Origin of the sequence: Asticcacaulis sp. AC466, assembly GCF_000495815.1 — a bacterium.
Lineage (GTDB): Bacteria > Pseudomonadota > Alphaproteobacteria > Caulobacterales > Caulobacteraceae > Asticcacaulis.
Window position 1 is genome coordinate 1 of the sequence record NZ_AWGE01000020.1, and the last position, 25,465, is coordinate 25,465.

22 protein-coding genes are annotated in these 25,465 nt (G+C 56.3%); 12 read left to right on the plus strand and 10 right to left on the minus strand.

Annotation, left to right across the window (positions count from 1 at the left end; translation table 11 throughout):
* Positions 1 to 426 (plus strand): response regulator (locus tag AEAC466_RS39940; RefSeq protein WP_023459561.1); only part of this gene is annotated, 426 nt, incomplete at its 5' end.
* Between the two features lie 139 nt (positions 427 to 565).
* On the opposite strand, the gene AEAC466_RS39945 is transcribed toward AEAC466_RS39940, so the two are convergent.
* The 4 genes from AEAC466_RS39945 to AEAC466_RS39960 form a co-directional block, all read right to left on the minus strand.
* Positions 566 to 1,690: a hypothetical protein gene (locus tag AEAC466_RS39945; protein ID WP_023459562.1), complete on the minus strand. Its 1,125-nt coding sequence runs from the start codon at positions 1,688 to 1,690 to the stop codon at positions 566 to 568.
* Positions 1,687 to 2,625, minus strand: a complete 939-nt coding sequence (locus AEAC466_RS39950; RefSeq protein ID WP_023459563.1) for a hypothetical protein — start codon at positions 2,623 to 2,625, stop codon at positions 1,687 to 1,689. Before AEAC466_RS39950 ends, AEAC466_RS39945 begins: the two co-directional genes overlap by 4 nt.
* A gap of 371 nt (positions 2,626 to 2,996) precedes the next feature.
* Positions 2,997 to 4,646 (minus strand): EAL domain-containing protein, encoded by a 1,650-nt coding sequence (locus tag AEAC466_RS39955; RefSeq protein WP_023459564.1) that lies wholly within the window; start codon positions 4,644 to 4,646, stop codon positions 2,997 to 2,999.
* Between the two features lie 184 nt (positions 4,647 to 4,830).
* On the minus strand, positions 4,831 to 6,303 hold the full coding sequence (locus AEAC466_RS39960) for a methyl-accepting chemotaxis protein (protein WP_023459565.1): 1,473 nt from the start codon (positions 6,301 to 6,303) through the stop codon (positions 4,831 to 4,833).
* A gap of 420 nt (positions 6,304 to 6,723) precedes the next feature.
* On the opposite strand from AEAC466_RS39960, the gene AEAC466_RS39965 reads away from it, so the two are divergent.
* Entirely contained in the window at positions 6,724 to 8,910 is a 2,187-nt protein-coding gene (locus AEAC466_RS39965) for a methyl-accepting chemotaxis protein (RefSeq protein WP_023459566.1), read from the plus strand.
* Between the two features lie 271 nt (positions 8,911 to 9,181).
* Positions 9,182 to 9,706 (plus strand): response regulator, encoded by a 525-nt coding sequence (locus AEAC466_RS39970; protein WP_023459567.1) that lies wholly within the window; start codon positions 9,182 to 9,184, stop codon positions 9,704 to 9,706.
* A 34-nt stretch (positions 9,707 to 9,740) separates the two neighbouring features.
* On the opposite strand, the gene AEAC466_RS45050 is transcribed toward AEAC466_RS39970, so the two are convergent.
* From AEAC466_RS45050 to AEAC466_RS44635, 5 genes are all read right to left on the minus strand, one after another.
* Entirely contained in the window at positions 9,741 to 9,884 is a 144-nt protein-coding gene (locus tag AEAC466_RS45050; protein WP_235074337.1) for a hypothetical protein, read from the minus strand.
* 469 nt (positions 9,885 to 10,353) lie between these two features.
* Entirely contained in the window at positions 10,354 to 10,743 is a 390-nt protein-coding gene (locus AEAC466_RS44625; RefSeq protein WP_155913799.1) for a hypothetical protein, read from the minus strand.
* Between the two features lie 13 nt (positions 10,744 to 10,756).
* On the minus strand, positions 10,757 to 11,623 hold the full coding sequence (locus AEAC466_RS44630) for a hypothetical protein (RefSeq protein WP_155913801.1): 867 nt from the start codon (positions 11,621 to 11,623) through the stop codon (positions 10,757 to 10,759).
* Between the two features lie 236 nt (positions 11,624 to 11,859).
* Positions 11,860 to 12,345: an RcnB family protein gene (locus tag AEAC466_RS0122760; protein ID WP_023459571.1), complete on the minus strand. Its 486-nt coding sequence runs from the start codon at positions 12,343 to 12,345 to the stop codon at positions 11,860 to 11,862.
* Positions 12,346 to 12,583: 238 nt separating this feature from the next.
* Positions 12,584 to 12,742: a hypothetical protein gene (locus AEAC466_RS44635; protein WP_155913803.1), complete on the minus strand. Its 159-nt coding sequence runs from the start codon at positions 12,740 to 12,742 to the stop codon at positions 12,584 to 12,586.
* Between the two features lie 96 nt (positions 12,743 to 12,838).
* Here AEAC466_RS44635 and AEAC466_RS39985 point away from each other — a divergent pair, with 96 nt between their 5' ends.
* From AEAC466_RS39985 to AEAC466_RS40010, 6 genes are all read left to right on the plus strand, one after another.
* The gene (locus tag AEAC466_RS39985; RefSeq protein WP_023459572.1) at positions 12,839 to 13,522 is read left to right on the plus strand and encodes a response regulator transcription factor; all 684 of its coding nucleotides are present in this window, start codon (positions 12,839 to 12,841) and stop codon (positions 13,520 to 13,522) included.
* A complete protein-coding gene (locus tag AEAC466_RS39990; protein ID WP_081714709.1) occupies positions 13,519 to 14,871 on the plus strand; it encodes a sensor histidine kinase in 1,353 nt (450 codons plus the stop codon). Before AEAC466_RS39985 ends, AEAC466_RS39990 begins: the two co-directional genes overlap by 4 nt.
* A 125-nt stretch (positions 14,872 to 14,996) precedes the next feature.
* The gene (locus AEAC466_RS39995) at positions 14,997 to 16,034 is read left to right on the plus strand and encodes a serine hydrolase domain-containing protein (RefSeq protein ID WP_023459574.1); all 1,038 of its coding nucleotides are present in this window, start codon (positions 14,997 to 14,999) and stop codon (positions 16,032 to 16,034) included.
* Positions 16,035 to 16,056: 22 nt separating this feature from the next.
* The gene (locus AEAC466_RS40000; protein ID WP_023459575.1) at positions 16,057 to 16,893 is read left to right on the plus strand and encodes a pepsin/retropepsin-like aspartic protease family protein; all 837 of its coding nucleotides are present in this window, start codon (positions 16,057 to 16,059) and stop codon (positions 16,891 to 16,893) included.
* Positions 16,894 to 17,003: 110 nt separating this feature from the next.
* Entirely contained in the window at positions 17,004 to 18,110 is a 1,107-nt protein-coding gene (locus tag AEAC466_RS40005) for an AraC family transcriptional regulator (RefSeq protein ID WP_162148969.1), read from the plus strand.
* A gap of 52 nt (positions 18,111 to 18,162) precedes the next feature.
* Positions 18,163 to 19,674: a S41 family peptidase gene (locus AEAC466_RS40010; RefSeq protein ID WP_023459577.1), complete on the plus strand. Its 1,512-nt coding sequence runs from the start codon at positions 18,163 to 18,165 to the stop codon at positions 19,672 to 19,674.
* A gap of 22 nt (positions 19,675 to 19,696) precedes the next feature.
* On the opposite strand, the gene AEAC466_RS0122765 is transcribed toward AEAC466_RS40010, so the two are convergent.
* Entirely contained in the window at positions 19,697 to 21,580 is a 1,884-nt protein-coding gene (locus tag AEAC466_RS0122765; protein WP_023459578.1) for a putative bifunctional diguanylate cyclase/phosphodiesterase, read from the minus strand.
* Positions 21,581 to 22,029: 449 nt separating this feature from the next.
* Here AEAC466_RS0122765 and AEAC466_RS40015 point away from each other — a divergent pair, with 449 nt between their 5' ends.
* Genes AEAC466_RS40015 through AEAC466_RS40025 form a run of 3 tightly spaced genes read left to right on the plus strand, consistent with a single transcriptional unit; the run spans position 22,030 to position 25,447 of the window.
* Complete coding sequence (locus tag AEAC466_RS40015) at positions 22,030 to 23,040, plus strand: zinc-binding alcohol dehydrogenase family protein (protein WP_023459579.1); 1,011 nt, start codon at positions 22,030 to 22,032, stop codon at positions 23,038 to 23,040.
* Positions 23,041 to 23,084: 44 nt separating this feature from the next.
* The gene (fucP, locus tag AEAC466_RS40020) at positions 23,085 to 24,407 is read left to right on the plus strand and encodes an L-fucose:H+ symporter permease (RefSeq protein ID WP_081714711.1); all 1,323 of its coding nucleotides are present in this window, start codon (positions 23,085 to 23,087) and stop codon (positions 24,405 to 24,407) included.
* Positions 24,404 to 25,447, plus strand: coding sequence for an aldo/keto reductase (locus tag AEAC466_RS40025; protein ID WP_023459581.1), 1,044 nt, complete (start codon positions 24,404 to 24,406; stop codon positions 25,445 to 25,447). Before fucP ends, AEAC466_RS40025 begins: the two co-directional genes overlap by 4 nt.
* Positions 25,448 to 25,465: the final 18 nt, after the last annotated feature.

The following is a 25,465-nucleotide window of genomic DNA, read 5'->3' on the forward strand; positions in this document are numbered from 1 at the left end:
ACAAAGAACATTTTGATCGTAGAAGACAGCAGCACCCAGGCACACGCGATTGGCGCGATGTTTCAAAAGCTTGGCGCACACGCCGAGAGTGTTGCCTCCCACGCGGAAGCCTATGAAAAACTAAGGACCTCCGTCTTCGATCTGCTTCTTCTGGATATTTTTCTGGAGGAGGATAATTCTTTGGATCACCTGCACGAGTATAAGGCGATGCAGCCGGATCTCAATATTGCTGTCATGACCGCAGGGGACTATTCAGATAATGGCAGCATTAGCGATGCCATTAATCGTGCCCGCAGGGCTCATGTCGATTACATACTCGCCAAACCCTTCAAGCTGATTGATCTGGAACATCTTTGCAAGGAGTTGGCCAGCAAGCAGATGAACGCCATGATCAGCATTGAAGCCGATACCGTCTTTATCCGATAGGCTGCTCAAGCCGACTATAGATGTTCAGGTCGCCGTCGAACGCCTCTATCGGGGTGGTACTGCGATATGCGTCACTATATGAAGAAAACGCTTTTTTGACGCTGGGCCATCAGGCAAAGCTGGCTGGCCCTGTCAGCGTCTATTTGTCGACGAATACGCAGGCAAGACTCTCTTCGAAATCGATCAGCAATTCCGCGAACTCAAGCAAAGAGAGGCGGTGCGTGCGGCTCGATCCCATGCGGTAGGACCAAAACGACGCGATGTGGCTTAGGACGCCGACGTTTTCGCCCAATTCGAAAAACATGGCCGGACCATTAATCAAAAAGGTTCGGAACGGTGTTGGGTTCAGGTCCTTCGTCAGCGCCGCAAAAGCGGAATCGTAGTTTTCCAGAATCTTGCCGACGCTGGTCAGTGTCGCCATGATATCTTTGGCAATGCGGGGCCGCGCTGTCGTGATATATTCCTTCAGGTCGGCGTCGGTAAACCCTCGGGGTTGATATTTGGCCAGCCCCTCGATCACCCGCCCCAATTCTTCCCGTAAGGCAATATATCGCCATTTGAAGTATAGAAATCCGCGCCAGGAGAACAGCCCTTCTGAGAATTCATTTGAATTAAGTCTCAGAGTGGCGCGCAAGGGATCAAGCTCGCTGTCCACGTTGTCCGACAGGATCTTGCTGGCAAACTGCATGGAGGCGGTACTCTGCGAGTCGCCGAATGCGATCCGCACAAGTTTGTCGATCTCGTCGTTGGCGAACGACATCATCGACGCAATGTCGCTTTTCGATATGACGAAATAGCAGCCGGCCGGATGGACGCCCTGTCGGGCGAGACACTCTTTGAGTATGAAGGGGTCAAGGGAGGGGAGGGCGTCGATCATCTTCAGAATGCGCAAATCACTCTGAATGTCCATCGCGCTTCCGCCACAAACCTCCCTTAGAATACGTTCGAAGCCGACCTGGTCGACAAACAACGCGCCTCCGCCCAATCTCAGATCGGTTGAATCAAAGGGCAGAATGACTTTTGTTGCGGTACGGCGATCCCGCGTGAAGGCTTCCAGTTCATTGGGCCTCAAGGTGTGTTTGACCAGTATCGCCTTATTTAGGGTCGGATGCTGAAAAAACGGATTTCTTTTGTATTCGGGCTCTTCGTTGGCGTGATGATGAACATAGGCGAGATTCAGTATGCGGGACGTGGACGCGGTCTCGGCGATATTGGCGAGGTTGCGGAATTCGCGCGTATTGCCTTTGGGCCGGTGACCGCTCATGTGTCGCCATCCAGGCTTGAGAGACTGTCCTCGAAGTCCATGAGGATATCGGCATAGTCTTCGACATGAAGGCGCGACTTTAGATCCGTCTGGCCCATGCGATACTGCCAGAACGATGCGATGTGGCCTAGGATGGCGATACTTTCGCCCAGGGCATAAAAGAGTTTGGGCCCATCCAGCAGAAAGGTCCTGAAACGTGACGGGTCGGCGCGATCGACCAGTCCGGCATAGGCCTGGTCATAGACGGCGAGGCTGCGGCCCACGTGGATCATGGTCTGGCCTATACTCCGCCCCAAGCGCGGTCGGGCTTCCTCCAGATAGGCTTTTACCGCGTCATCAGGCTTGCCCGCCGGTTGGTAGGTTGACAGGCCAGAAATCACGGTGCGCATCTCCTCCTGGAGCTCAAAGAACCGCCATTTGAAATACAGGAAGCCGCGCCACGAAAAAATGCCTTCGGAAAATTCGGCATCCGACAAACGCAGGGTGTGCTTTAGGGGCATCAGTTCCTGGTCAAGCTCGTTCGACAAAATCTTGGTGGCGAGTTTTAGGGAGGCCCCATTGATAGTGGAGCCGAATGCGCGTTTTACCAGCCTCTCGATTTCCGCATTGGCGAAGCCGATCATGCGCTGGATATCGGCAGGTGAAATCTTGAGGTAGCAATGGGCCGGCTTAAAACCGTTGCGCGCCAGCAGTTCCCTGACCAGGAAGGGATCGAGGGCGGGAATTGAGTCGAGCAGACCCAAAATTTGCACATCCGGATTCACCGCCACATCCGAATTCGAGGCGAGTTGCGATTTGCAGAAGGAGTCAAAGCCGCGTTGACCGACAAAAACCGATGCGCCCCCGAGTTTGAGATCGGTCGGATCAAATGGCAGAATGATTTTCGTCGCGGTGCGGCGTGGCCTCGGAAAAATCTCCAATTCGTTCGTGCGCAAGGTGTGTTTTATCAAGATCGCTTTGTTAAGCCGCGAGTCCCTAAAAAACGGCCGTCTTGCGTAGTCGGACTCATTTGCGGCGGCGAGGTGTATCTGGGACAGATTTAGAACGCGACTGGTTGAGGCAGTCTCTCCAAGGTTGACAAGACTGCGCAAGTCGCGCCCCAGCTTTCTGGGAGCTGCACTGGTCGCTGCTCTTGACCTGCTCATGGGTAGTCTCTCTTATATGAAGGTGCAGCGAAGCTGCGGGACAATGCCGCGCGCTGGCCACCTGGTTTCACAGCAATTAACGCTTACACGTACTATTGGGGCCGAACGCGCCCGTCGGAAAAGGCCTGTCCGAAAAGGCCGTCAGTAAAACTGTACCGCAGTCATCCCCACGTCTCTTTGTATCCCTGGCGCCTGGCCGGCGGAGCCATGGCCCGTGGGGGAATGACTTTCAGCGGCTTGCCCAGAAGATAGCCTTGCCCGTACCTGAGTCCCATCGACTTGGCCAATTGCAAGATCTCTTCCGTTTCGATCATCTCGCCTATTATGCTGGCGCCGAGGTCATCGCATAGGACCTTGATTGAGTGTATAAGGGCGCGCTGCCGCTCATTTCTGACGGCGGCTTGAAGGAAGTTGCCGTCGATTTTGACGTAGTCGACCTCGAGGGCGCGCAAATAGTTATAGCCGGCAGCTCCAGCGCCGAAATCATCGAGGCACAGGTTGAAGCCGCGGCGCCTTACGCCGCCAAGAAACGTAGCTGCCGTGTCCAGATCGGTAATCTGACTGGATTCGGTTATTTCGAACAGCAGCCGTTCGCTCAGCGCTCGCTCGCTTGCCAGCCGACTCATCAAGGCGTGCCTGAAGCCGTCGTTTTCGATCGATGCACCGGAGATATTTACCGCAAGGGATATGTCTGAGCGTCCCTCAAGAACCCTTATTGCCTGATCGATTGTGGCGAGATCGAGCTCCTGGACCAGGCCGATTTCTTCGCTGAACCGCACCGTCTCGTAAGCGGATTGGCCGTTGTCAAACCGTACCAGAGCTTCGAAGTGATGTACGGTGCGCGTTTGCAGGTCCTCGACCGGCTGGAAATGCAGTTCAAATTGGCGTTGCGTAATCAGGTCCCGGGTGTGACTGTACCGGCCGACCGTGGCTTCGAGGGCAGCGGACAGACCCGATTGAAATCTTTTGAGGTCGGCCTCATTACCGGTCGCAAAACTCTGCAGGGCGTAGGAAATGGCCTTGAACGCGCTTTCCGGCGTCAGGTCGCCGGCATCGATCTGGATATTCACAACGCGCGAGGTGACATTCTTTTTTGTGCCGGCCATTTTCAGGGCATCTGAGACACTGACATCCAGCCGCTGTTGAACGTCATCCGCTCGGGTCGTGCCGGACGTTACGACGGCAAACTGATCAGGGCCAAGTTGACCCGCCAGATTGCCGCTCAGCGCATTGGCGCGCAAAACGGCGCCGACTTCGGCCAACACCTGCGCCGATTTGGTTGCGGGCAGGCCTTCCAGGGCATTTGCCAGCCCCGGGAGGTCGATAAGCTGCATGGCCTTCGGAGAGGCGGCCTCATCGGCCGCTTGACCGACGACAACGGAAGCCAGGTCGCGAAATTCCTCAAGGGAGAGCAGGCTCGTGACGGGATCGATTTGAGGCACCAGCCGAGCGAGCAGGGCCGACAATAAGGTCAGAGTGATAAATAGGGTTTGCCCGTCGGGAAAATGACAGGCGCCGATATTCACCCGAATAGCGCTGCCGTTGGCCTGACGCAACCTGACGACGACAGGTTCGATGCGCCCTGACTCCCAGGCCTTGGCCAGCAAGCGGGCCACAAGGGGGCGGTCTTGCTCTACGAATAGATCCACGAAGGGTTCGCCTGCGCTCTCCCCCTGTAGCAGGGTCTGTGTGGCGCCAAAGGTCGACAGGGTTCTGGAGTCGCGGTCAACCTCTACCAATATATCCGCCGCAGCCATTGCGAAGGCCAGAAACCGGTCACGTTGTGCTTTAAGCTTCAACAGGTCTGACATACGGAGGTAGAGGTCCTGATAACGACGAAACGGCGGCCAAATGCCACCGTTCCTCAAAAATCGTATTATATAGTTAAATGGGGGTAAATTTTTCTGCCGTTATGCGAGCACTTCCCTATTTTTGAAGGAAGTGGGGGGCAGGTTTACGGTAATCACGCGCTGCGATTTAGACAGCTGACGCCGCCTATCCCAATGCGCGAGCCGACTCGCTCACGCTTCTGGTGGATTGATCGACTTGTGCAGCAGCGCTCGCAATGGTCGTGGCGTTATTTGTGATGGTTTCCACGCTGTCGGCTGCCAGCTGCATATTGGAGGCGATGTCGCGCACCACAGCCGACTGTTCGGTCATGGCGCCGGCGATCCCGGTTGAAATATTGTTGATCTGGCCAATGACGTCCGTGATCTGACTTATCGCATCTACCGCGTTCTGTGTGGAATTTTGGACGCCTGCGATCTGGCTGCGAATTTCGTCGGTCGCCTTTGAGGTCTGGGAAGCAAGAGTCTTGACTTCGGACGCGACGACCGCAAATCCCTTACCGGCCTCGCCGGCCCGGGCGGCTTCTATGGTGGCATTGAGGGCCAGGAGATTTGTTTGCGAAGCGATATGGTTGATGAGGACCACAAACTCCCCGATATTTTGCGTTGCTTCAAACAGGCCTGACACGATCTCGGTCGTGTCCGTAGCCTTCTGCACCGCCGCCTGCGATACCTGGAGTGCCAGGTGGACTTGTTGGTTAATCTCGGAAACCGAGGCCACGAGTTCCTCCGCCCCGGCGGCGACGACCTGTACGTTTGACGAGGTCTGTGTGGAGGCTGTAGCTGTTCCCGACGCGAGCTTGGCGACATCGGTAATGGCGACCGTTATTTCACCCAGATCCCGACTGATGCCCACCTGGATTTTTTCGCGGCGCATGCGCTCGTGAACCTGCGGGGTAATATCGGTGGCGAATTTAACGACTTTGAACGGAACGCCCTTGGCGTCAAATATGGGGTTGTACGAGGCCTGAATCCAGACCTCCCTACCGTTCTTGCCAATGCGCAGATACTCCGCAGCCTGGAACTCTCCGCGCCTCAAAGCATCCCAAAATTGCTTGTATTCGGCGCTGTCGCGATAGGCAGCGTCAACGAACATTGAATGGGGTCGGCCCTTGATCTCCGATAGATCGTATCCCAAGGCTGTGAGAAAGTTCTGGTTCGCGTCCAAAACGACCCCGTTTAAATCGAAATGGATGACCGCCTGCGCCTTGTTTATGGCAGCAATCTGGCCTTCGAATTCGGCCGTCTTCAGCTTTTGTGTTGTCACATCGGTGGCAATCTTGACGACCTTGAACGGTTTGCCGTGCCTGTCGAGAACCGGATTGTAGGAGGCCTGGATCCAGACTTCTTTTCCATTCTTGCCGATGCGCAAATATTCAGCCGTGTCGAACGTGCCTTGGTTCAATCTACGCCAGAACTGCTTGTAGTCTTCCGTCTGGGCATAGGCGCTGGAAACGAACAGGCTATGATGTTTGCCTTTGATTTCATCAAGCCTGTACCCCATGGCCGTCAGGAAATTGTCGTTGGCCGTCAGGATGGTGCCGTCCATGGCAAACTCGATCAGCGCCTGCGACTTAGAAAAGGCCGACAATGTCGCCTCGGCCTGCGAATTCTTAAACATGCTCAATACCTCAAACTCATTAGCCGGCTAACAATGTTATGGAAAAGCTAACAATTCATTTCTTTTGAAAACGTAGTGAAGACGAGATCTGTTTTTCTTAGTTGACACTGGTTTTCACGGATAAATTCCAATTGTATTGAATTGATACATATCGATATGTTTAAAGTATTTAATGGTATTATATTAAATTCGCGGTTGAATTCTTTCTTGAAAGATATAATATAAATTCCATACATATATACTTGTATCATATTTTAACGTATCTGATATTTCGTAACATGTCGCAAATTGCGTCAATCCGGCATTTTTGTAAGTATTTTGGCCATTTTTATTATGGCTGAATAGGTTTCCCTTAAGGCCATATTAATTTTGTGGGATTGATGGTTCCTCCACGCCATTGCCAGGCGGCTGGAGGAGCAAATGAATATTCACTCTGTTAAAACCAAGATCGTGGCCTTGTCGGCGCTGTGCCTGTTAACGGCGACGGGGGCATTGGTCGGCTATGGTGTCTTTTCGTCAGGGAAAACGACACATTTTGTAAATGAAAACGTCCAGGGATTGCTGGACCGCAGCAGTAGCGAGTCCCTTACCCGGCTGGCCTCTGCTCAGGCGGGAATGGTCAGAACGGAAGTCGACACAGCCTTCTCCTCGGCTCGAAATATGGCGCGCAGTCTTGAGGTTGTCGCGGGTCCCGACGGTGCCCCAAAAGGCGAGAGGCGTCGCCAACTGAATGACATTCTGGTCGGCGTCCTAAAGGACAACCCGCGCTTTAACGGGACCTATAGTGCGTGGATGCCAAACGCGATCGACGGTGCAGATGCCGCATATGTTAATCGAAAAGATGTGGGTTCGGACGCAACGGGGCGGGCTTTGCCGTATTGGACCCGAAACGGCCAAGGTCTGGTCGCCATCCAGCCCTTGGTGGAATATGACAGTCACGACCTCCACTCTAATGGATTGGTGAAGGGCGGGTGGTTTATCGGGCCGCAAACGACCGGACATGAAAGCATCCTCGCGCCCCTGCCTTACATCGTGCAAGGCCGTAACGTCTTCTTGGCAACCATGTCGGTCCCCATCACGATCGGGGGCCAATTTAAGGGTGTGGCCGGCGCCGATTTTGACCTGTCTTTCGTTCAGGCCTTGGCCTTGGATGTCAAGAAGTCGATCTACGACGGCAAGGGCAATGTTACGATTGTTACATCAGATGGTCTTGTCGTAGCGTCCAGCGCTTTTCCGGATGCGATAGGTAAGTCCATTCAAAGCTATGATCCCCTGGCCTGGAACGCCATAGATGGCATAAAGGCTGGCAAATCCACCGTGAACTATGACAAACAGCACGACGATATGCGGGTCTATGCCCCGGTGCAGCTGGGGCGCAGCGGGCAATATTGGTCCGTCATTATTTCGGTTCCGCGCACCGTCGTCATGGCGGATGCCGACAGGCTGTCGAATTCGCTCAAAAAACGTGGTGGCAGCGATGTGATGTGGGAGCTGATTTGCGCGGCCGTTGTCGCGGTGCTGGGTGTGATCGTTATTGCTATTATGGCAAATAACGTCGCAAACCCCATCGCGCGCCTGACGGAAGCGCTTGGACGGCTGGCAATGGGTGAAAAGCTGCGTGAAATCGTAGGCGCCGAGCGTCGTGACGAAATTGGCGACATTTCACGCGCGGTGGATCGTATTCGCGTCGTGACGGAAGAGGAAGCCCTGCAGAAAGCCGCGGGCGCCGAGGCTGAGCGTATAAAGCAAGATCAGGATCGGCGCGAGATCATGCTGAAGCTGGCGAATGACTTCGAGCGTTCCGTGGGTGGCATTGTGACCCTGGTGTCGAGCGCGGCCACCGAAATGCAGGCCTCGGCTCAACAGCTGTCCACAACCGCGCAACAGGCATCGGCTCAGTCGATCGCGGTTTCGGCGGCGGCGGAAGAGGCGGGGGCAAATGTCACCTCCGTGGCGTCCTCGGCTGAGGAGCTTGGCGCGTCGGTCAACGAAATCAGCCGCCAGGTCGAGACGTCGGCGACCATTTCATCTGAAGCCGTGCGAGAAGCGAGCGGCGCCGTCAAAATCGTGGAGGAATTGAACGAAGTGACGGCCAGTATCGGCGGCGTGGTCGACCTGATCGCAGGGCTGGCCAGCCAGACAAACCTGCTGGCCCTAAACGCCACCATAGAGTCGGCGCGCGCGGGAGAGGCTGGAAAGGGCTTTGCCGTTGTCGCGTCCGAAGTCAAGGCTCTGGCCGGGCAGACAGCGAGTGCGACAACCGAGATATCGGCCAAGATAGCGCATATCCAGGAAGCGACCGCCAAGGCCGCCTCGGCTATCGCCAATATTTCAGGCACGATCCAGAATATCAATCAGACCAACACGATAATCGCTTCGGCCGTCGAGCAACAGACGGCGGCAACGCAGGAAATCGTTCAAGCCGTCAACCAGGCGTCAATTGGCACGCAGGAAGTGACCTCCAACATTACCGGCGTTGCCTTGGCGGCGGAGCAGACCGGCACCTCGGCCACCGAGGTATTGAATGCGTCGGCTGAACTGGCTCAGCAGGCGGAACGGCTGCATCATGAAATGGACAAGTTCCTCGCAACAGTGAGGGCGGCATAAGGGTGAACCGCCGGCGCTCACGCGCCGGCATTAGCCTCGGTTTGCGCGCCAAGGCGCGTCGGCCATCATCCGCGAAGGGGGCACGGAAATGAACCCGCCTCGCCGTCTTAACCTTCCATGAAGAGTCAGGGTTCAGTCTGGGTAACGTGCAAGCGATTTGGAACCGCTGGACAACAGGCTTTGGTCGAGTATTACGCTGTCTCGTCTATGTCCGCACCCTGGCCTGCCTGAGAGGACTACCAGTAGTTAGAAGCGTTCGGGGATTAAATTAATGAAAAAGACTGAAACGGAAACGGCCGGTCCTGTAGATTTGTCGCTCCTGAATGTTCTGGTCGTGGATGACAGTCACAATATCAGGAAAATCGTCTCGGAAATCCTTCGAACCATGGGGGTGAGAAACGTCAAACAGTCTTCGAGCGGCATCGAGGCTTTTGAAATTCTGAAAACGTCTCCCATTGATTTGATGATCCTAGACCTGGTTATGGACCAACTGGATGGTATAGAGACGGCGAAACTTTTGCGCCAGAGCTCCGATAGCCCCAACAGAACCCTGCCGATCATCATGATTACCGGGCACACGGTCCGCAGCAATGTCACCAAGGCGCGCGATGCGGGCGTGAACGAAATCATCGCTAAGCCCTTTACAGCCCAAGTTCTTATGGACCATGTTCAGCGCGTCATGAGGAGCAAGCGGGAGTGGATTAGTATTCCGAGCTTTACCGGTCCTGACCGGCGACGCGGAACCCGGCCGGGCTATGCCGGACCGTTCCGAAGGTCGACAGATCAGACCGAATAGGGCGTTGCGTCGCAAAGATCACAACATGCTCTAATTAGGCCAGACAGGGGGGCGGTGTGCTCGCCGTCGCGTGAGCCTGTCTTGACGGGACATACACAAACAGGCCGCTCGATCCGCGCAGGATGGCTGCCTGATCGCGAAGCACCGCGCCTTCCAGTTGCCCGACGGGCGGCTTCATAAGGCCGCGCATCGATCTGCGCCAGAAACTGTACCTTGGTGACCATCTGCCCTTCGGTAAAGGCGACGGATCGCAGAATACCGCTGATTTGGGTGTGGACCACGACCGTTGCGGCAGGTGTGACGGTGCCCAGGGCGTTCAGATAGACGGGCAGATCGCCCTTAGCCGCAACATAATCGCCGACAGTGGGCTTGCCGCTGCGCGTAGATTTAGGCGAGGCCGTTGGTGCATTATGAGACGTAATGTAGTCTACGCCGCAATAGCGACCAGGAGGATGATCACCGGCTACAGCCAGGTGCCCAAAGTCGTTTTCCGATCCAGACTCGGAAGGGTATGAGGCGTAGGGGTCGAATGAGACGCGTTGTCTTGTTGAAGGTCGTTATCGATCACGTCTTCGTACCCCTAAAAAGGACGATATGTCGTCACATCACCTGCTTCGACGGATTATCGAGATTGGCGCCATGTCAGCTTACGGCATATTATTTTCGCTAAATGGCTTATCCGCCCGAGGCGGCTGAAATTGAGACTGAAAGCCAACCTTTCGGAGGACTGGTAAGTCCGACAGTCTAAAAAACGGCGTCTGATGCTTGAGACTGAGACCGACGACTGTCAGGAACAGGGCGCAAAGCGTGAGAAATGTTCCCGGAAAGTAAGGCAGGATATTGATGCCTATCAGACTGATCAGGAAATCGCAGATCATGACGGTGATGAAAAGGCCCTGAAGCCAGGCGAATACCCGGACGTTGAGGTCTTTCGCGACCATGACGACCAGGGCCATGGCCGGGTAGAGCAGGTAAAGGTCATAATCGTATTCGTACAGGCGCGGATTGATAAGTTGTACGAGGCCGAGAGCGAGCAAGACGCGTTCGCTGTCACAAAGCTTCGCCGTCTCCGCGAGGACGAGGCCCGCACCGACCATAAGGCTTGCGAAGAGACCGTAAGCCAGAATAACAAGGGGCGTGTCCGGACGCAGACCCAAATACCATACGCAGGCCAAAAAGCCCCGGCCAGGCTGCGCCTGAAAGACGGTGGTGTGGAGCGCTTCCTGCCATTGCGCGCCATACGCGCCACCGGTCAAAATAAGCGCTGTCAGAGCCGCGACACCAAAAACAAGCGCCGGAACAAAGGCCGTCAGACGCGTTTTCAGGGGGGCGTTCTTCGAACAACAGGACGATCAGGGCTGCCAGGAAGAAAGGTTTGACGAGGGCACAACCAATGACAACGATGATAAAAAGCCAGCGGTATGTCTTGAGCCTGAGTATGGCCGCGATGATCAGGCCGTGCAAAATCGCTCCCACGTTTCCGCTGGCCAGGGGGCTGCCGCGAACCGCCATAAGCGCGAAAAGCTTCATGGTCATGGGCACGCGCGGCGTAGGTTTCAGGACGGCATACCACAAAATAAGCAGGGTAAAGGGAATGAACAGCGCCATCCCGGCTAGGCGCGCCCCGTCGGGGCCGAGCGCTTGCACTACCGGCGCGACCGCATATCCGATTTGGGGGGCGTAGACGAAGCGCGCGGGCACAAGACCGCTGCACACTGGCGTGAGGCTGTACGGAGAGTGACCTGCCGCGATTCTGGTCGCGCCGCATAGAAGCGCGTCAAAATCACCGAACCACCAGCCGCCTTTGGCAAGACGCCCTAAAATGGCACTTAAAGCCGGTTCGAGACTGAGAAGGGCTAAGACACCGAAGGCAATTTTGTCGGAACTCCACCTAAAGGCAGTCTTGGTGTTTGGCATGCGGTGCGGCGCTCCTGAACGGGGCTGAACTGGGGTCAATCAAGGCCGGCAAGACACAGCATCGCACCTGTCCGGCCCCTCTGTATTTCTTTAAGGCTCGCACTCAGGCCGGGTGACCATAATGTGCCTTTTGACAACGTCTTGCTGAACGATGCCAATATTGGTGTCATCCATGACAGGTAAATGACACACGTGGTGTTCGGTCATGCGCCCACAATCGTCACCACCAGAAAGTGCTAGCGGAACGTATCGTAGACCACCTGGACAATTTCGCCCGTATGGATGTCTACAAGAATGGCATCGGGACCGTACCTGACCCACTCGTAGCCGATAGGGGGTACATCCAGGGCGAAAAGCCAGTAATCTGCGAGCCAATACTCTTCCGCCCAGTATGTCCGAGGCAATATTTGACCGTAATAGAAGCGGCTATATTTCCACCCGGCGGGCGCATGGTATGGGCCTATGTGAAAATTATGGACGGCTTGGAAATTGTGTGTGTAGCCGGGACGGTCGAAGGTTCGCGGGCGTACGTCGATGCCGTGGGGACGGTCCAGGCGCGAATAACCCATGGGGTCGCGTTGGCTTTCAACATGCCGCTGTGCCTGGCCGTCCATGTGGCGGTGTTCCTGTGCTTCGCTGGTTCCCGCTTGGGCGGTCAGAGCCAAGGCGATGGCAAGGCCGAGGGAAGAGGCTGTTTTTTTCCCCTTAGGCGACAGTATCATAACACTTCTCCTTATTACGGTGAGGCGCGGAGTGTGACGCGCCTGTAGCGATGTCGAACAAGGTTAGACCGCCGCATCTCTCGCAGAACTCGCGTGAATTTTAATTTTATGAAAGGTTCGGGCAACGGAGGAAAATGTTACTCCGGCATTGCACTGGCGGTAAGATGTAGCGATGGTCGAATACACTCTGGAACAGAGCGGCGAGCGCCGTTCCGGTTCAGTCAAATCGGGATAGGGTCTAGAACAGGGTGCGCCAGATCATCCGGCTGAAAGCGGCAATGGCTGCTACTAGGACAATGACGGCGGCTGCCCGTGGCGCGTTAAAACACACACCGACTGCCGTACCGGCAGCGAGTCCCAGTAAACAGATGGCCAGTTCGGTTCGAAGCGGTCGCAATGTGCAATTCCTGGGTCAAGTCTTGCACCTTAATCAACCAGACTATCAAATCCTTGGGATATGCCTTACATTTGTGTAAAGTCGCGGAAATGATGAATGCCCTACCGAATACTTGTTGTCGATGACGATCCAAACGGCGCGGAATTCGTTACCAAGGGTTTGCGTCAGGCCGGATATACGGTCGAACAGGTCGGAAATGGCCCGGATGCCCTCCATATGGCCATTTCCGAGCCCTTTGATGCGATTGTTCTGGACCGTAACCTGCCGGGCCTCGACGGCCTGTCGGTGCTTCGGGCGCTGCGGGCTGCGCACAAGGATATACCGGTTCTTATTCTCTCCGCCCTGGCCCATGCGGATGAGCGGGTGAATGGTCTTCGTGCCGGCGCCAATGACTATCTGGGCAAGCCGTTTTCCTTTCTGGAATTCGAACTCAGACTCGAAAACCTTCTGAAATCGAAGGGCAATGGCACCGCAGAGACCTCGCTGACATGTGCCGACCTGGAAATGGACTTGCTGTCACGGCGCGTATCGCGCGGCGGCAAGGTCATTGACCTTTTGCAGCGCGAATTTCAGATCCTGGAACAGCTGTTGCGGCACAAGAATAAGATCGTGACGCGTACCATGCTGCTCGAACAGGTGTGGGATTATCGCTATGACCCACATACGAGTCTGATCGACACGCACATAAGTCGTCTCAGAAAAAAAGTCGACGATGGTCATCCTGTGCCGCTATTGCACACCGTGCGCAGCGTTGGATATCGCCTGGCGGACACACCATGATGTCGCGACTTACCAGAGCGTGGCCTTTGCGGGGGCTACTGCTCATCTTCGCGATCATTCTGGCTGTTGGTCTGGCCTATAGTGTTGCCGTCGAATTTGTCGATGCCAGGGGAAAGGCCCTGATTTCGCTTCAAGAGAGGAACGCAGCTAAGGATGAACTGGACCTCTTCTCGATCGTCGACCGCGCCGAAGGCCGGCATGGACTGATCCTCGAAGTATCGCAGCAGGCGGAGTTGAACGGAAGAACCAGTGTATTTGCGCTCAAGGATGCAAATGGCGCTCTTATTGCCGGCAATCTGAAAGCCTGGCCCGCCTCACTCGAAAATAATGCATTCTGGCTTGCCCGTCGGAATGTCGAAGGGCGTAGTGAACTGCGTATATCAACCCGTCGCCTGTCCGATGGCATGGTCGTATTGGTCGGTCATGACAATCAGGCGCTTGAAAGCTTTCAAGATACGGTCATCGGGTCGGTATGGGTCGCCATCGCCATCGTTGCCGTGACATGCATTCTTATAGCTATGGCCATCACATCGCTGATAATGGCGAGGGTCCGGGAATTGTCGGCGACTGCGCAAAAAGTGTCGTCTGGAGATTTTCAGGCCCGGGCAAGGGATAGAAGGGGGCACGGTCCTTTCGATCAGATCGCGCGTGCGCAGAACATGATGCTCGCACGAATCGAAGACTTGATAACCGGTTTGCGTATCGTCACCGACAGCCTGGCGCATGATCTGCGCACCCCCCTGGCGCAGACCCGCAAATATATAGAAGACGGAGTCCTGAGCGGTGGCCTGCAAGACAAGCAGAACGCCCTTGAAGCCGCGCTGACCGAGGTGGACCGGACCATCTCGACCTTTTCCAGCCTTATCGATATTGCCCGAGCAGAAGGCGGGTTATCACGCAACGCCATGGAGGCGGTAGCGCTCTCGCCTCTCGCCCAAGGTGTCTATGACCTCTTTCAGCCCTTGGCCGAAGAGCGCGCCATCCACTTCAATTTGCAGGTCACAGCGGTGCATATCCACGGACATCGCACCTTGTTGATGCAGGCCGTTTCTAATCTGGTCCATAATGCGATAAAATACGCTCCTGATGGGGGACAGGTTGATCTGGAAATCAGTGCCTACGGTGACGGTGCTCAAATTTTGGTCGCCGACAATGGTCCCGGCATAGCGCCGGAGGAACGGGATGATGCCGTGCGACGGTTCACGCAGGTCGGTGTCGACACCCGGCCCAAAGGCCTGGGTTTGGGGCTGGCCATTGTAGAGGCGGCCGCGCGTCTGCATAATGGAAAGTTAATCCTTGAAGACAACGCCCCGGGGCTCAGGGCCTGCATCATTCTGGCGGGACATTAAACCGGAGGAGGGGGCGGATCTGGTGATCGGTGTTCGGCGGTTGAAAATTACCGAATGTTAAATTGACGGCGGATCAGATGGAGGCGCTATTCGTCCCTGAGCGATAATAGGGATCGGACAAAGCCATGAAGTCGCTGATTGCCGTGGTGTTCCTATCGGTGGTGGCAAGCCTTACGCCCGCCGTGTCTATGAGCGAGCCCACATTCGACGGCGTGCTGGTGCGCTTCGATCAGGACGCGCACCCCGACCTGAAGGGTGTAGTGGTCTTGCGCGACGGACACGTCGTCGCTGAACGCTATTACAACGGCGAAACGCCAGACTCGCTGCATGACATCCGTTCGGCGGGCAAGAGCATCACCTCGCTTCTGGTGGGTATCGCCATCGATCGCAAGGCAGTCCACGGCATAGACGATTCGGTCGCCATGTACTGGCCTGAGGCGAAGGGTAGCCCGGTGGGAGAGGTGCCGCTCCGGGACATTCTGACCATGCGCTCAGGCCTGGCTGCGTTCGATGAAGACCCGGCGTCGCCGGGTAACGAAGACAGGATGGATGACGCCGCCGACCCGCTTGCCTTCGTCCTGTCCGTCCCGCGTGCCGATCAACCGGGGATGCGTTATCGCTACAATTCCGTCACCGCATACACAGCCGGCGTGGTGGTCGCCAAAGCCACAGGCAGATCATTGGAGACCTTCGCCAGTACCGCCTTGTTCGCGCCGCTTGGCATCACGCGCTGGCACTGGGCGTCGGATGCGTCCGGCTATACGAAAGGACAGGGCAATCTGTCGCTGACGACACGCGATCTTGCCAAGATCGGGGAGATGGTGCGCGCAGGGGGCGTTTATAAAGGCCGCCGCATTGTCAGCGCAGCCTGGCTTACTGATGCCTTGTCGCCCAAGGTCAGCATTTCGGATACCGATCCTTATGCGGATGGCTACGGCTATTTCTGGTACGCCAAGAGCCAGCAAATCAACGGCCAACCGGTCACCGTCTCATTTGCGTCAGGGAACGGCGGGAACAAGATCTATATTGTGCCCAGTCGGCACATGGTCGTCGCCATCACATCGAGCGCCTACGGAAAAGGCTACGGGCAGAAGCGCTCAGAAGCCATTCTGAAAGCAATCCTCGCCGAACCGGATTCGACCTGGATAAAGGTCGCGAAATAAGCACACATGGGACCCAGAAAAAATGCTTGATACAATTCCTTTTGAATATGCGTCTGCCCAGGCGCCCTTACTAGTCGTCAAGGGCCAACTCGGTGAGAGCCGAGCCCCGGTGTCGGTTGTGCTCGACACGGGCGCGGCTGCGCCCTTTTCGCTATTCTTAAGCACAAGGGCGGCGAAATCGCTGTCGCTTGAAATGTCCGATGAAATAGTTCCGGAGACATCGACCGCGGTCGGAAGCAAACGCCAGAGCTACAGAACGGCTGACCTGCCATTTTTTTCACTTGGGCCTGTGAAACTGGTTCATACCCCAGTTGCCGTCTTGCCTATGATCGACAACATGGCGGGCCAGATCGGGCATCCGGTCGATGCCATCATCGGCTACCAATTCCTTCGTGATCGCAGATTTTCAATCAACTACCCCACGCGCAAGATCGATCTGTCGGCGCCCGCGCCGTCTGAGGGTGAGGCCCTCACCTTCACCCTCGCGGCAAAAAAGCCGATCATTCTCGTCCAGGCAAAGGTCAACGGGGAGGGGCCATTCACTTTTGAGATAGACACCGGCGCCACTGTGACCAGCCTGTCGCCAGAGACCGCCGCCCGCGCCCACATTACGCCCACAGGAGAAGGTGTCCTCGGTGGAGCAGGCGGGGCGGTGACCGTTAAGCGCGCGGATGCAAACCTGGCTGTGGGAGCGGTCAAATTCGATCTGAAAAACGTGACTGTAACGGACAGTCTGGCCGGCATCAGCGCCGCCGCCGGCAGCCAGATAGATGGTATTGTGGGGTTGGACTATTTTTACCGCACCACCCTGACAATCGACTACCCCAATGCAAAGGTTTGGGTCACCTTACCGAAGTAGACGGCGATTTATATCACTTTGCGTATGCACGGTCCGTCCGAATTTCAGAATTTGACGCGTGGGGTTAGGTGTGGGTCTATAATCCGTAAGCGGCGTCACGGATGGGTGCGATGACTCTCTATTCTGTAATTCTCTCTATCGGCGCGGCAAACGGCGCGGTCTTGGCGGCGCTCATCCTGCGGAGTCGCCACAACCGTTTCGCCAATGCTGCGCTGTCAATGCTTCTGGGCGCGGTTCTGCTGAGCGTACTCGTCTACATTATTGGCTACGCTGGCGCCTATGACAGATGGCCATGGCTCACCTTTTGCCCGCTCGATTGGTCACTCTCGTTCGGCCCCTTGCTTTGGATCTATGTTGTTTGCCTGACGACGGGTATTCGTCCAAACGGCCTCGGTTATCATTTTGCGCCGTTGGGTGCGCATTTGGCATATCAGGTGGTGTGTTTCGCGTTGCCCATGTCTGAAAAGTGGGCTTGGTTTACGGGAGCGGACCGACATATGGTCGCCCCCTGCGTGCAGGGATTTTATTTCATTCAATTGGGCATCTACCTGGCTCTGTCAGGTCGTGCCTACCTCGCCTATAGCGCGTGGCTGGTCCAACGGTTCGGAGACGCGCGGCCACGCACCGCCTGGCTTGGTGCCATATTAGGCACTATCGGGCTGTATTGGCTGACGGCTGTCGGATTTTCCGCGTGGCATTGGTGGGTTCATCCCCTCGATTATTTCCAACGCTTTCCCGTGATGATCGCGTTTTGCCTGCTCGTCTATATCCTGGGACTCATGGGATGGCGCTACAGCGGTTTGAACTGGCCACATGCCTGCACGACGCCTGAGCCGGCACCGCGAACAGACTACACGGCTCTGGTGAGAGACTGGCGCGTCCGTATTGAGGCAGAGGGATGGTGGCGGGAGGAAGATCTGTCATTGGCCGGTCTGGCCAAACGTCTGGCCGTGTCTGAGCGCACCCTGTCGCGTGGCCTGAAGGAGGGATTGGGAGAAACGTTCAGCCATTTCATCAATGCCTATCGGGTGCGGGCGGTTGCCCGTGGGTTGGATGCGGGATCAAACAGCGACTTGCTTACCTTGGCGACGGAGGTAGGCTTTGCCTCCAAGGCCAATTTCAATCGTGCTTTCAAAGCCGTCACGGGAATGACGCCCTCCGCCTACAAGGCCAGAGCGTCTCATATTCCGCCAATCGCGCATTTAGGCGGCGAATGAGGCGACAATCCTCCGGATTTGCGGTGTGTGGCCGGGCGTCAGGAGGTATGACATGCACAACATTAATCGTCGGGCCTGGTTAGCCGGTATGGCAGCGCTAGGGGTTAGCCCAGCCTTGCCCGCCCTTGCGGGGGAGGTAGATCCGGCCGCTTTGCGCGCTGACCTGCCCACCCTGCGGCGAGCCTACACCCTTCTGCATCCCGGTCTTTATCGCTACCAGACGCCGGCGCAATTCAATGCGAGGCTGGACGCGTTAGCGAAGGCGCTTGAGGCGAAGGCCTCCTTGGATACGCAATATTTGCACATCGCCCGGCTGACAGCGGCGATCAAATGCGGACACACCTACGGCAATTTCTACAATCAGTCGGATGGTGTCGCAGCCCAGCTTTTTGAGCGCAGGACACGGCTACCGTTCTTCTTCACCTGGACAGGCGCGCGTATGGTCGTGACGGACAATCCGCTCGGTGTCGATGGAATAGTCCGAGGCAGCGAAATCCTGTCGATCGACGGTGTCCCCGTCGCCGACATTCAAAGCAAACTGATGCCCTACCTGAGAGCTGACGGCGCAAACGACGCAAAGCGACGTAAACTGCTGGATGTACAGGGCGCCGATGCCTTCGAAACCTTCGATATTTTCCATAGCCTGCTCTATCCGCCTAGCCGCTCCACACGTGCGCTGACTGTCCGCATGCGTCCGGACGGTGGCGTTCGAACTCTGCGCGTCGAACCCATCGACCGCGCCGCACGCCTGAAGGCATCACCGCAAAAAACAACACGTGATAGCCCCGACTATTGGACGCTCTCATTCCCGGTGCTTGGCGTTGCCGTCATCAAAATGCCCGGCTGGGCGCTTTACGACACCAAGTGGGATTGGCGGGCAAAAATTGCAGACATGTTCCAGAAGATTGCTGAGACATCTGTCACGGGACTGATTATCGACATCCGGGAAAACGAAGGCGGTCTGGACTGCGGCCGTGAAATCCTGGCCCACCTGATCGACCAACCGGTATCACCGGCTGCTGATATTGATCGGCTGGTTCGCTTCCGCTCGACTCCGGAGGACTTGCGGCCCTGTCTGGATACTTGGGACCGCAGCTTCCACCATCTGGGCGAAGGCGGGACATATCTCGGAAACGGTTATTTCGCCCTGGCTGAGGACAGTGACGCAATACAGCCGATCCAGCCCAAAGGGCCGCGGTTCAAGGGCAAGGTCATCGTGCTGAGCAGCGCACAAAATAGCTCCGCCACCTTTCAGTTTATCCAGGTCATGCGCGATTTGAAGCTGGCGTCTATCTACGGCGAGCCTACCGGTGGAAATCGGCGCGGTATAAATGGGGGCTGTTTCTTTTTTCTGCGCCTGAAGAACTCAGGATTGGAGGTCGATCTGCCATTGATCGGTCAATACCCCAAAACGCCGCAACCGGACACCGGACTCTTACCCGACGTTTTTGTTTCCTCGACGATTGAGGATATCGCTGGGGGGCGGGATGCGGTTTTGGCGCGCGCCATCAAGGACTTGAGGGGGGAGGGGGCTTTGACGCGGGATGATCGGTTGCAGCTTTAGATATATTAGACCGCCGCCTGTCCTAACCGGCCATATCGGACACAAGGTCTTGGAGACGCTTCGGGGCCAGGGACTCGCATTTCTGGGGGGTACGCTCTGATAGATAGGCAGCAATGTCCTCCGCTGGCATCGGTTTTCCAAATATAAAGCCTTGAATCATTGTGGCGCCAACCGATTTGACCTCGCTGAGTTCTTCGTTGGTTTCCACGCCTTCCACGACGTGTTCCATGCCCAGATTGCTGGCGAGCTCTATCATCGACTTGATGATTTTTTTGGCATGCGTATTGCGACCAAGCGCCAAAACAAATGAGCGGTCGATTTTTACCGTGTCGACCTTGATGCGGTTCAAGTAGCTGAAGTTGGTGTACCCGGAGCCAAAATCGTCCAGCGCGATACGGCAGCCGATACTGTTGAGCCGAGTGGTTGCTCTCAGGGCTTGGGTAAAATCGGTGAGCATCGCGGTCTCAGTGATTTCTAGCTCAATCCGGTGCGCCGCAACGCCGGATGCCCCAACGACCTCTAGTATTCTATCGACGGACTTTGGCGACAGCAGGTCGCGCGCCGACAGGTTGAAACATATCCGGATATTGTCTGGCCAGGTGACAGCGACCCGCAGGGCTTTCTCCAGCAGGGTAGGTGTCAGGCTTGTAATCAAGCCGGACCGCTCGGCTGCGCGAATGAACACATCTGGCGCCACTCGCCCCAGTTTGTCGCTATGCCACCGCGCCAGGGCTTCGAATCCAACGATGCAGTTTTTGTTTAGGTCGTATTGCGGCTGGAAGGCGAGGGTGAGTTCTCTCTCGCGGTCAATGCCGCGCAGCGCTTGCTCGACAGCCTTCGTCGATCGGATGAGTTCTTCGTGGCCGCGGTCAAACAACACGGCGATCCCGCGACTGCGCTCCTTGGCTTCATAGAGAGCGTAATCTGACCGCTCCAGAAGCTTGGAGGTATTGCGCTCGCCAGAGCTCCGTTCGGTGAAGCCCGCCGATGCCGACAGGTAGGCGGTTTCGTTATTCAGCGTGTAAGGCTCGGCCAAAGCGGCACAAATGGCGTCACCCAGTGTCCTTAACCCGGCCTCGTCTAGTCCGGGCAGGATAACCGCGAACTCGTCGCCGCCCAGACGGGCGACGGTTGACGCCTCGCCGCAGGCCAAGCTCAGGCGTCTGGCGACTTCGATGAGAACTTGGTCGCCAGCGTTGTGTCCGTAGATGTCATTGATCGGCTTGAACCCGTCCAGATCAACGAGGCCCAGATAGAAGGTGGCGTCGTGGGACAAGTGCTTGTCCAGGGCCTTGAGGAATGCCCGCCGATTTGGAAGACCTGTCAGGGTATCATAGGTGGCGAGCGACATAGCCTGATCGCGGTTAAGGTCTGAGTCGATTTTGGCTTTGACAGCTCGCAGCATAGCCGATCGTGTTACTCGCGACAAACCGACAGCAATAACCAGGCTGGTGAACGAAACCCAGCAGCAGTTTAAGAACTGACCCGGATCAAGCCAGTAGGCCGCCGCGAGAAGCCCGGAGATCGAAGCCAGCGAGGTTGTGTAGACGACGCGGGGACGTACACCAGACACAGCGAAGGCTGGGACCAGCAACACCAGATACATCAGCTTGATCGGCTGATACCCGGCAAAGATATCGAGAAGCGCGTTCCCTATAAACGAAAAGCCTACGACATGGCCGGTGATTTCCAAACGGACGGCCGATGCGCGCTGGCGGTTGTATGCCCAGAAGGCCACGCACATGAACAGGGTAATCAAGGAGACCGCCGGAACGAAACCGGGGTCGCCCTCTACACGGTAAAAAAGTGTATTAATCAGAAAATAGAAAGCAGCAAAGACGAGGAAGTAACACATGCTGGTGCGCATCGCCGCAGCAAAGGCATTTGCAACTGTGCTGTTTTTCATCGACACGTTCGTGCCTGATGGTTCAGCGCCTGTCAGATAGGTGCTTAAGCGGGAGTAAAAACGCGATAGCCCCATCGCAAACACCTATTACTACTAAGTCGACAAAGCGCAAGTTCATCGGGATAGTATCAATTCATGAATTTGCTAATAAGGTAAGTGGTTAACTTGGTATGGATTGACCAAGCAGTCCCCGGGCCGCCGATTCAGGTTAAGCGTAGTATTGGACAGTTGTTTATTGCTTTTCTTTTACATCAAGGGCCGGCGCTACGTCTGACCATAAAAGAAGTCACCGAAACACTGGCGGGGAATGCCGGCGCACATTTATGACGGCTTCAACCACCGTACTTACATATTTGGCCGTCTGCCCAATCTGGCTTGCGTGTAAAGTGTTATATATGATAGTCATTGCCACAGATGATATTTAATTCCTAATTCTGAAGTGACTCTCTATGAAAGCCATCGTCTGCGACAAACCGTTTTCTATAGGCATTGAAGACAGGCCCGCGCCAGTCCGCAAGCCCGGTGAGGTGATGATCCGTATTCGGCGTGTCGGACTGTGTGGTACGGACTACCATATCTTTTCGGGCAATCAGCCGTTTCTGGCCTACCCACGCGTCATGGGGCATGAACTGGCTGGAGAGGTTGCCGAGGTCGATGCGGGGGCACCGCTTCAGATCGGGCAGCTTGTTACCATAAATCCCTATATCCCATGTGGCACTTGCGTCGCCTGCCGTAAGCAAAAGCCAAACTGCTGCGTCAACATCAAGGTTCTCGGTGTTCATGTCGATGGCGGCATGACCGAATTTATCTGCGTTCCAGCCCATGCCGTGATCGCGGTTGATGGTCTGTCACCCGATCAGGCGGCTATGGTGGAGTTCCTGTCCGTTGGCGCGCACGCTGTGCGGCGCGGTCAGGTGACGAAGGCGGACAGGGCGCTGGTTGTCGGCGCCGGACCTATCGGCGTCGGCGTTGCGTTGTTTTGCACCTTCGCCGGGGCAGCGGTTACATTGATCGACACCAGTCAGGAACGCCTGGCCTATGCGCGTGACAAGGTCGGTATCGAGCACGTGAAACAGGTGGGGGAGGAACTACAAGCGTTTCTCGAAGCCCGTTCGGACGGTGAATATTTTGACGTCGTGTTCGACGCAACCGGCAACGGCAAGGCTATCGAGAAGGGCTTTTCCTATGTTGCGCATGGCGGCCGGTACGTCCTGGTCAGCGTCGTGAAGGACACCATAGCGTTCTCGGATCCTGAATTCCATAAGCGGGAAACAACCCTTTTGGGCAGCCGCAACGCGACGCGTGAGGATTTCGAATATGTGATCGAGAATCTGCGCTCCGGCGCGATCCCCAGCGACATGCTGCGAACCCACAATTTTGATCTCATGGATACACCGACCATGATCAAGGACCTCATCGCAAACCAGGGTTCGGTACTAAAGGCGATCGCCACATTCTGATCACAAAAAAATAAGCGGCAAAGCCGCACATACAGGAGGACAAAATGGTGGATCTATCAGGCTCGTCCGGTCAATCCGGGCGGACTGGCCCAGTGACGGGCAGTTTTATCACCCGCGGTTACACCGCCGGGTTTGTCTTGGTGACGTCGTTGTTTTTCTTGTGGGCGATCGCCAACAATTTCAACGACATCCTTATTCGACAGTTTCAGAAAGCCCTCGACCTGACCCGCGCGCAGGCGGGTTTGATCCAGTTTGCCTTCTATCTGGCCTATTTTCTGATGGCCCTGCCTGCCGGATTCCTGATGAAGCGATTTGGTTATCGGGCGGGCATATTGGCAGGCCTCACGCTTTATGCCTGCGGTGCCTTGCTGTTCTTTCCGGCGGCTATGGTGCGCGAATACAGTGTTTTCCTGGCCGCCCTGTTCGTCCTGGCCTCCGGCGCGGCTTTCCTGGAAACGGCCGCCAATCCGTACATCGTAGCGTTTGGTGATCCGGGGCGTGCCTCGCAACGGCTGAACCTGGCGCAGGCCTTTAACGGCTTTGGCGGCGTACTTGCGCCGATCCTGGGTGGCCTATTCATATTTTCCGGTGTCGAGCATAGCCATGACACCTTGAAAACCATGACTGCCGCCGAGGTTTTGGCCTTCCGCGTCAGCGAAGCCCGGATGGTTCAAGTCCCTTACCTTGTGCTGGCCGCAGTCGTTATAACACTTGCCCTGGCAATTGCCTTCGTCAAGCTGCCCAAGGTGTCGCAAAGTGATCATGCAAGCGGCGACATCGCCGCGCCGGGCAAGACCAACCTGCTTGGCGCCGTTATCGCTCAGTTCTTCTATGTTGGCGCGCAGGTGGGAATTTGGAGTTTCTTTGTCGATTTCGTCAAGGAAATGACACCTCAGTTTTCTGAAAAACAGGCCGCCTTCATGCTGTCGGCCAGCCTGGCCCTGTTCATGATCGGGCGCTTCATTGGGACCGCGCTCATGACTCGCATCAGCCCGACACGCATGCTGCTTGTCTATGCGCTGTTCAATATCGGGCTCTGTCTCGCTGTCACCGTGTCGCCTGGAATAGTAGCGGTCATCGCGCTGGGGCTGACGAGCTTCTTTATGTCGATCATGTTCCCGACCATTTTTGCAACCGGCATCAAGGGACTGGGGCCCAAGACCTCGATTGGCGCCTCCTACATAATCATGGCGATTATCGGCGGGGCTGTTTTCCCGCCCGCAATGGGATGGCTGGGTCAGACTACCGGTCACCTGCAATATGCGTTCGTGTTGCCGGTGGTTTGCTTTGCCGTGATAGCGATTTACGCCCGTAAAGCCGGTGTTCCGTCGGGATCGATCGATGAGGTATCGGAGGCGGGGCAATGACACATATCCCCGCCAATCGGATTGGATTGACCAATGCCACCGTATCGGAAATCGGCTTCGGCGGTGGCGGAATAGGCAATCTCTATCGGGCTGTGTCTGATGATGACGCGGCGGCGACGGTGCAATGTGCCCTGGACCTGGGGATTCGCTATTTCGACACCGCTCCCCGATACGGCCACGGCCTCAGCGAACGACGCCTTGGAACGTTCCTGCCAGACGACGTGGTGATCTCTACGAAGGTGGGCAGGCGTCTCACACCAATTGCCCGCCCGCCGGTGGGGACCTTGCGCCACGGCTTTATGGATGCAGATCCATTTGAGGAGTACTTCGACTACAGCTATGACGGTGTCATGCGCGCCTTTGACGCCAGTCTTGCGCGGTTGAAGCGGGATCGGGTGGACATAATATATGCCCACGATATCGGTGCACTCACGCACGGTGATGAGGCGCCCCGCCATTTCCGTGAGTTTATCGACGGCGGCTTGAAGGCGATGCACGCGTTGAAGGCAGCCGGGCGGGTGAGGGCGATCGGACTGGGGGTGAACGAAGAGGCCGTCTGCCACGAGGTGCTGGATCATGCAGACATCGACGTTGTCCTGCTGGCTGGCCGCTACACGCTTCTAGAACAGGCGCCCGCAAACAGCCTCTTGCCGCGGTGCGTCTCGCGCAATGTCTCCATCGTGCTGGGTGGGCCCTATAACTCAGGCATCTTGATCAAAGGCGTTGGAAACGGGCCCGCAAATTATGACTATGGCCCCGCGCCGGCTGAAATCGTTGCACGTGTTGCCCGGATTGAAGACATTTGCCGCGCGCATCGGGTGCCAATGGCTGCCGCCGCTTTACAATTCCCGCTGGCGCACCCCGTCGTGGTCAGCGTTATTCCGGGCATGGGCAGGCCAGACACCGTCACCTCGAACCTGGCCTATTATCGCACCCAAATTCCATCCGGTCTGTGGAATGACCTAAGGCTGGCCGGACTTATTGAGCCGTCGGCGCCGACACCGGCGGTCGTGAGCGGTGACATATGCTTACACACTTGACCATAGTGTGTTTTGCAC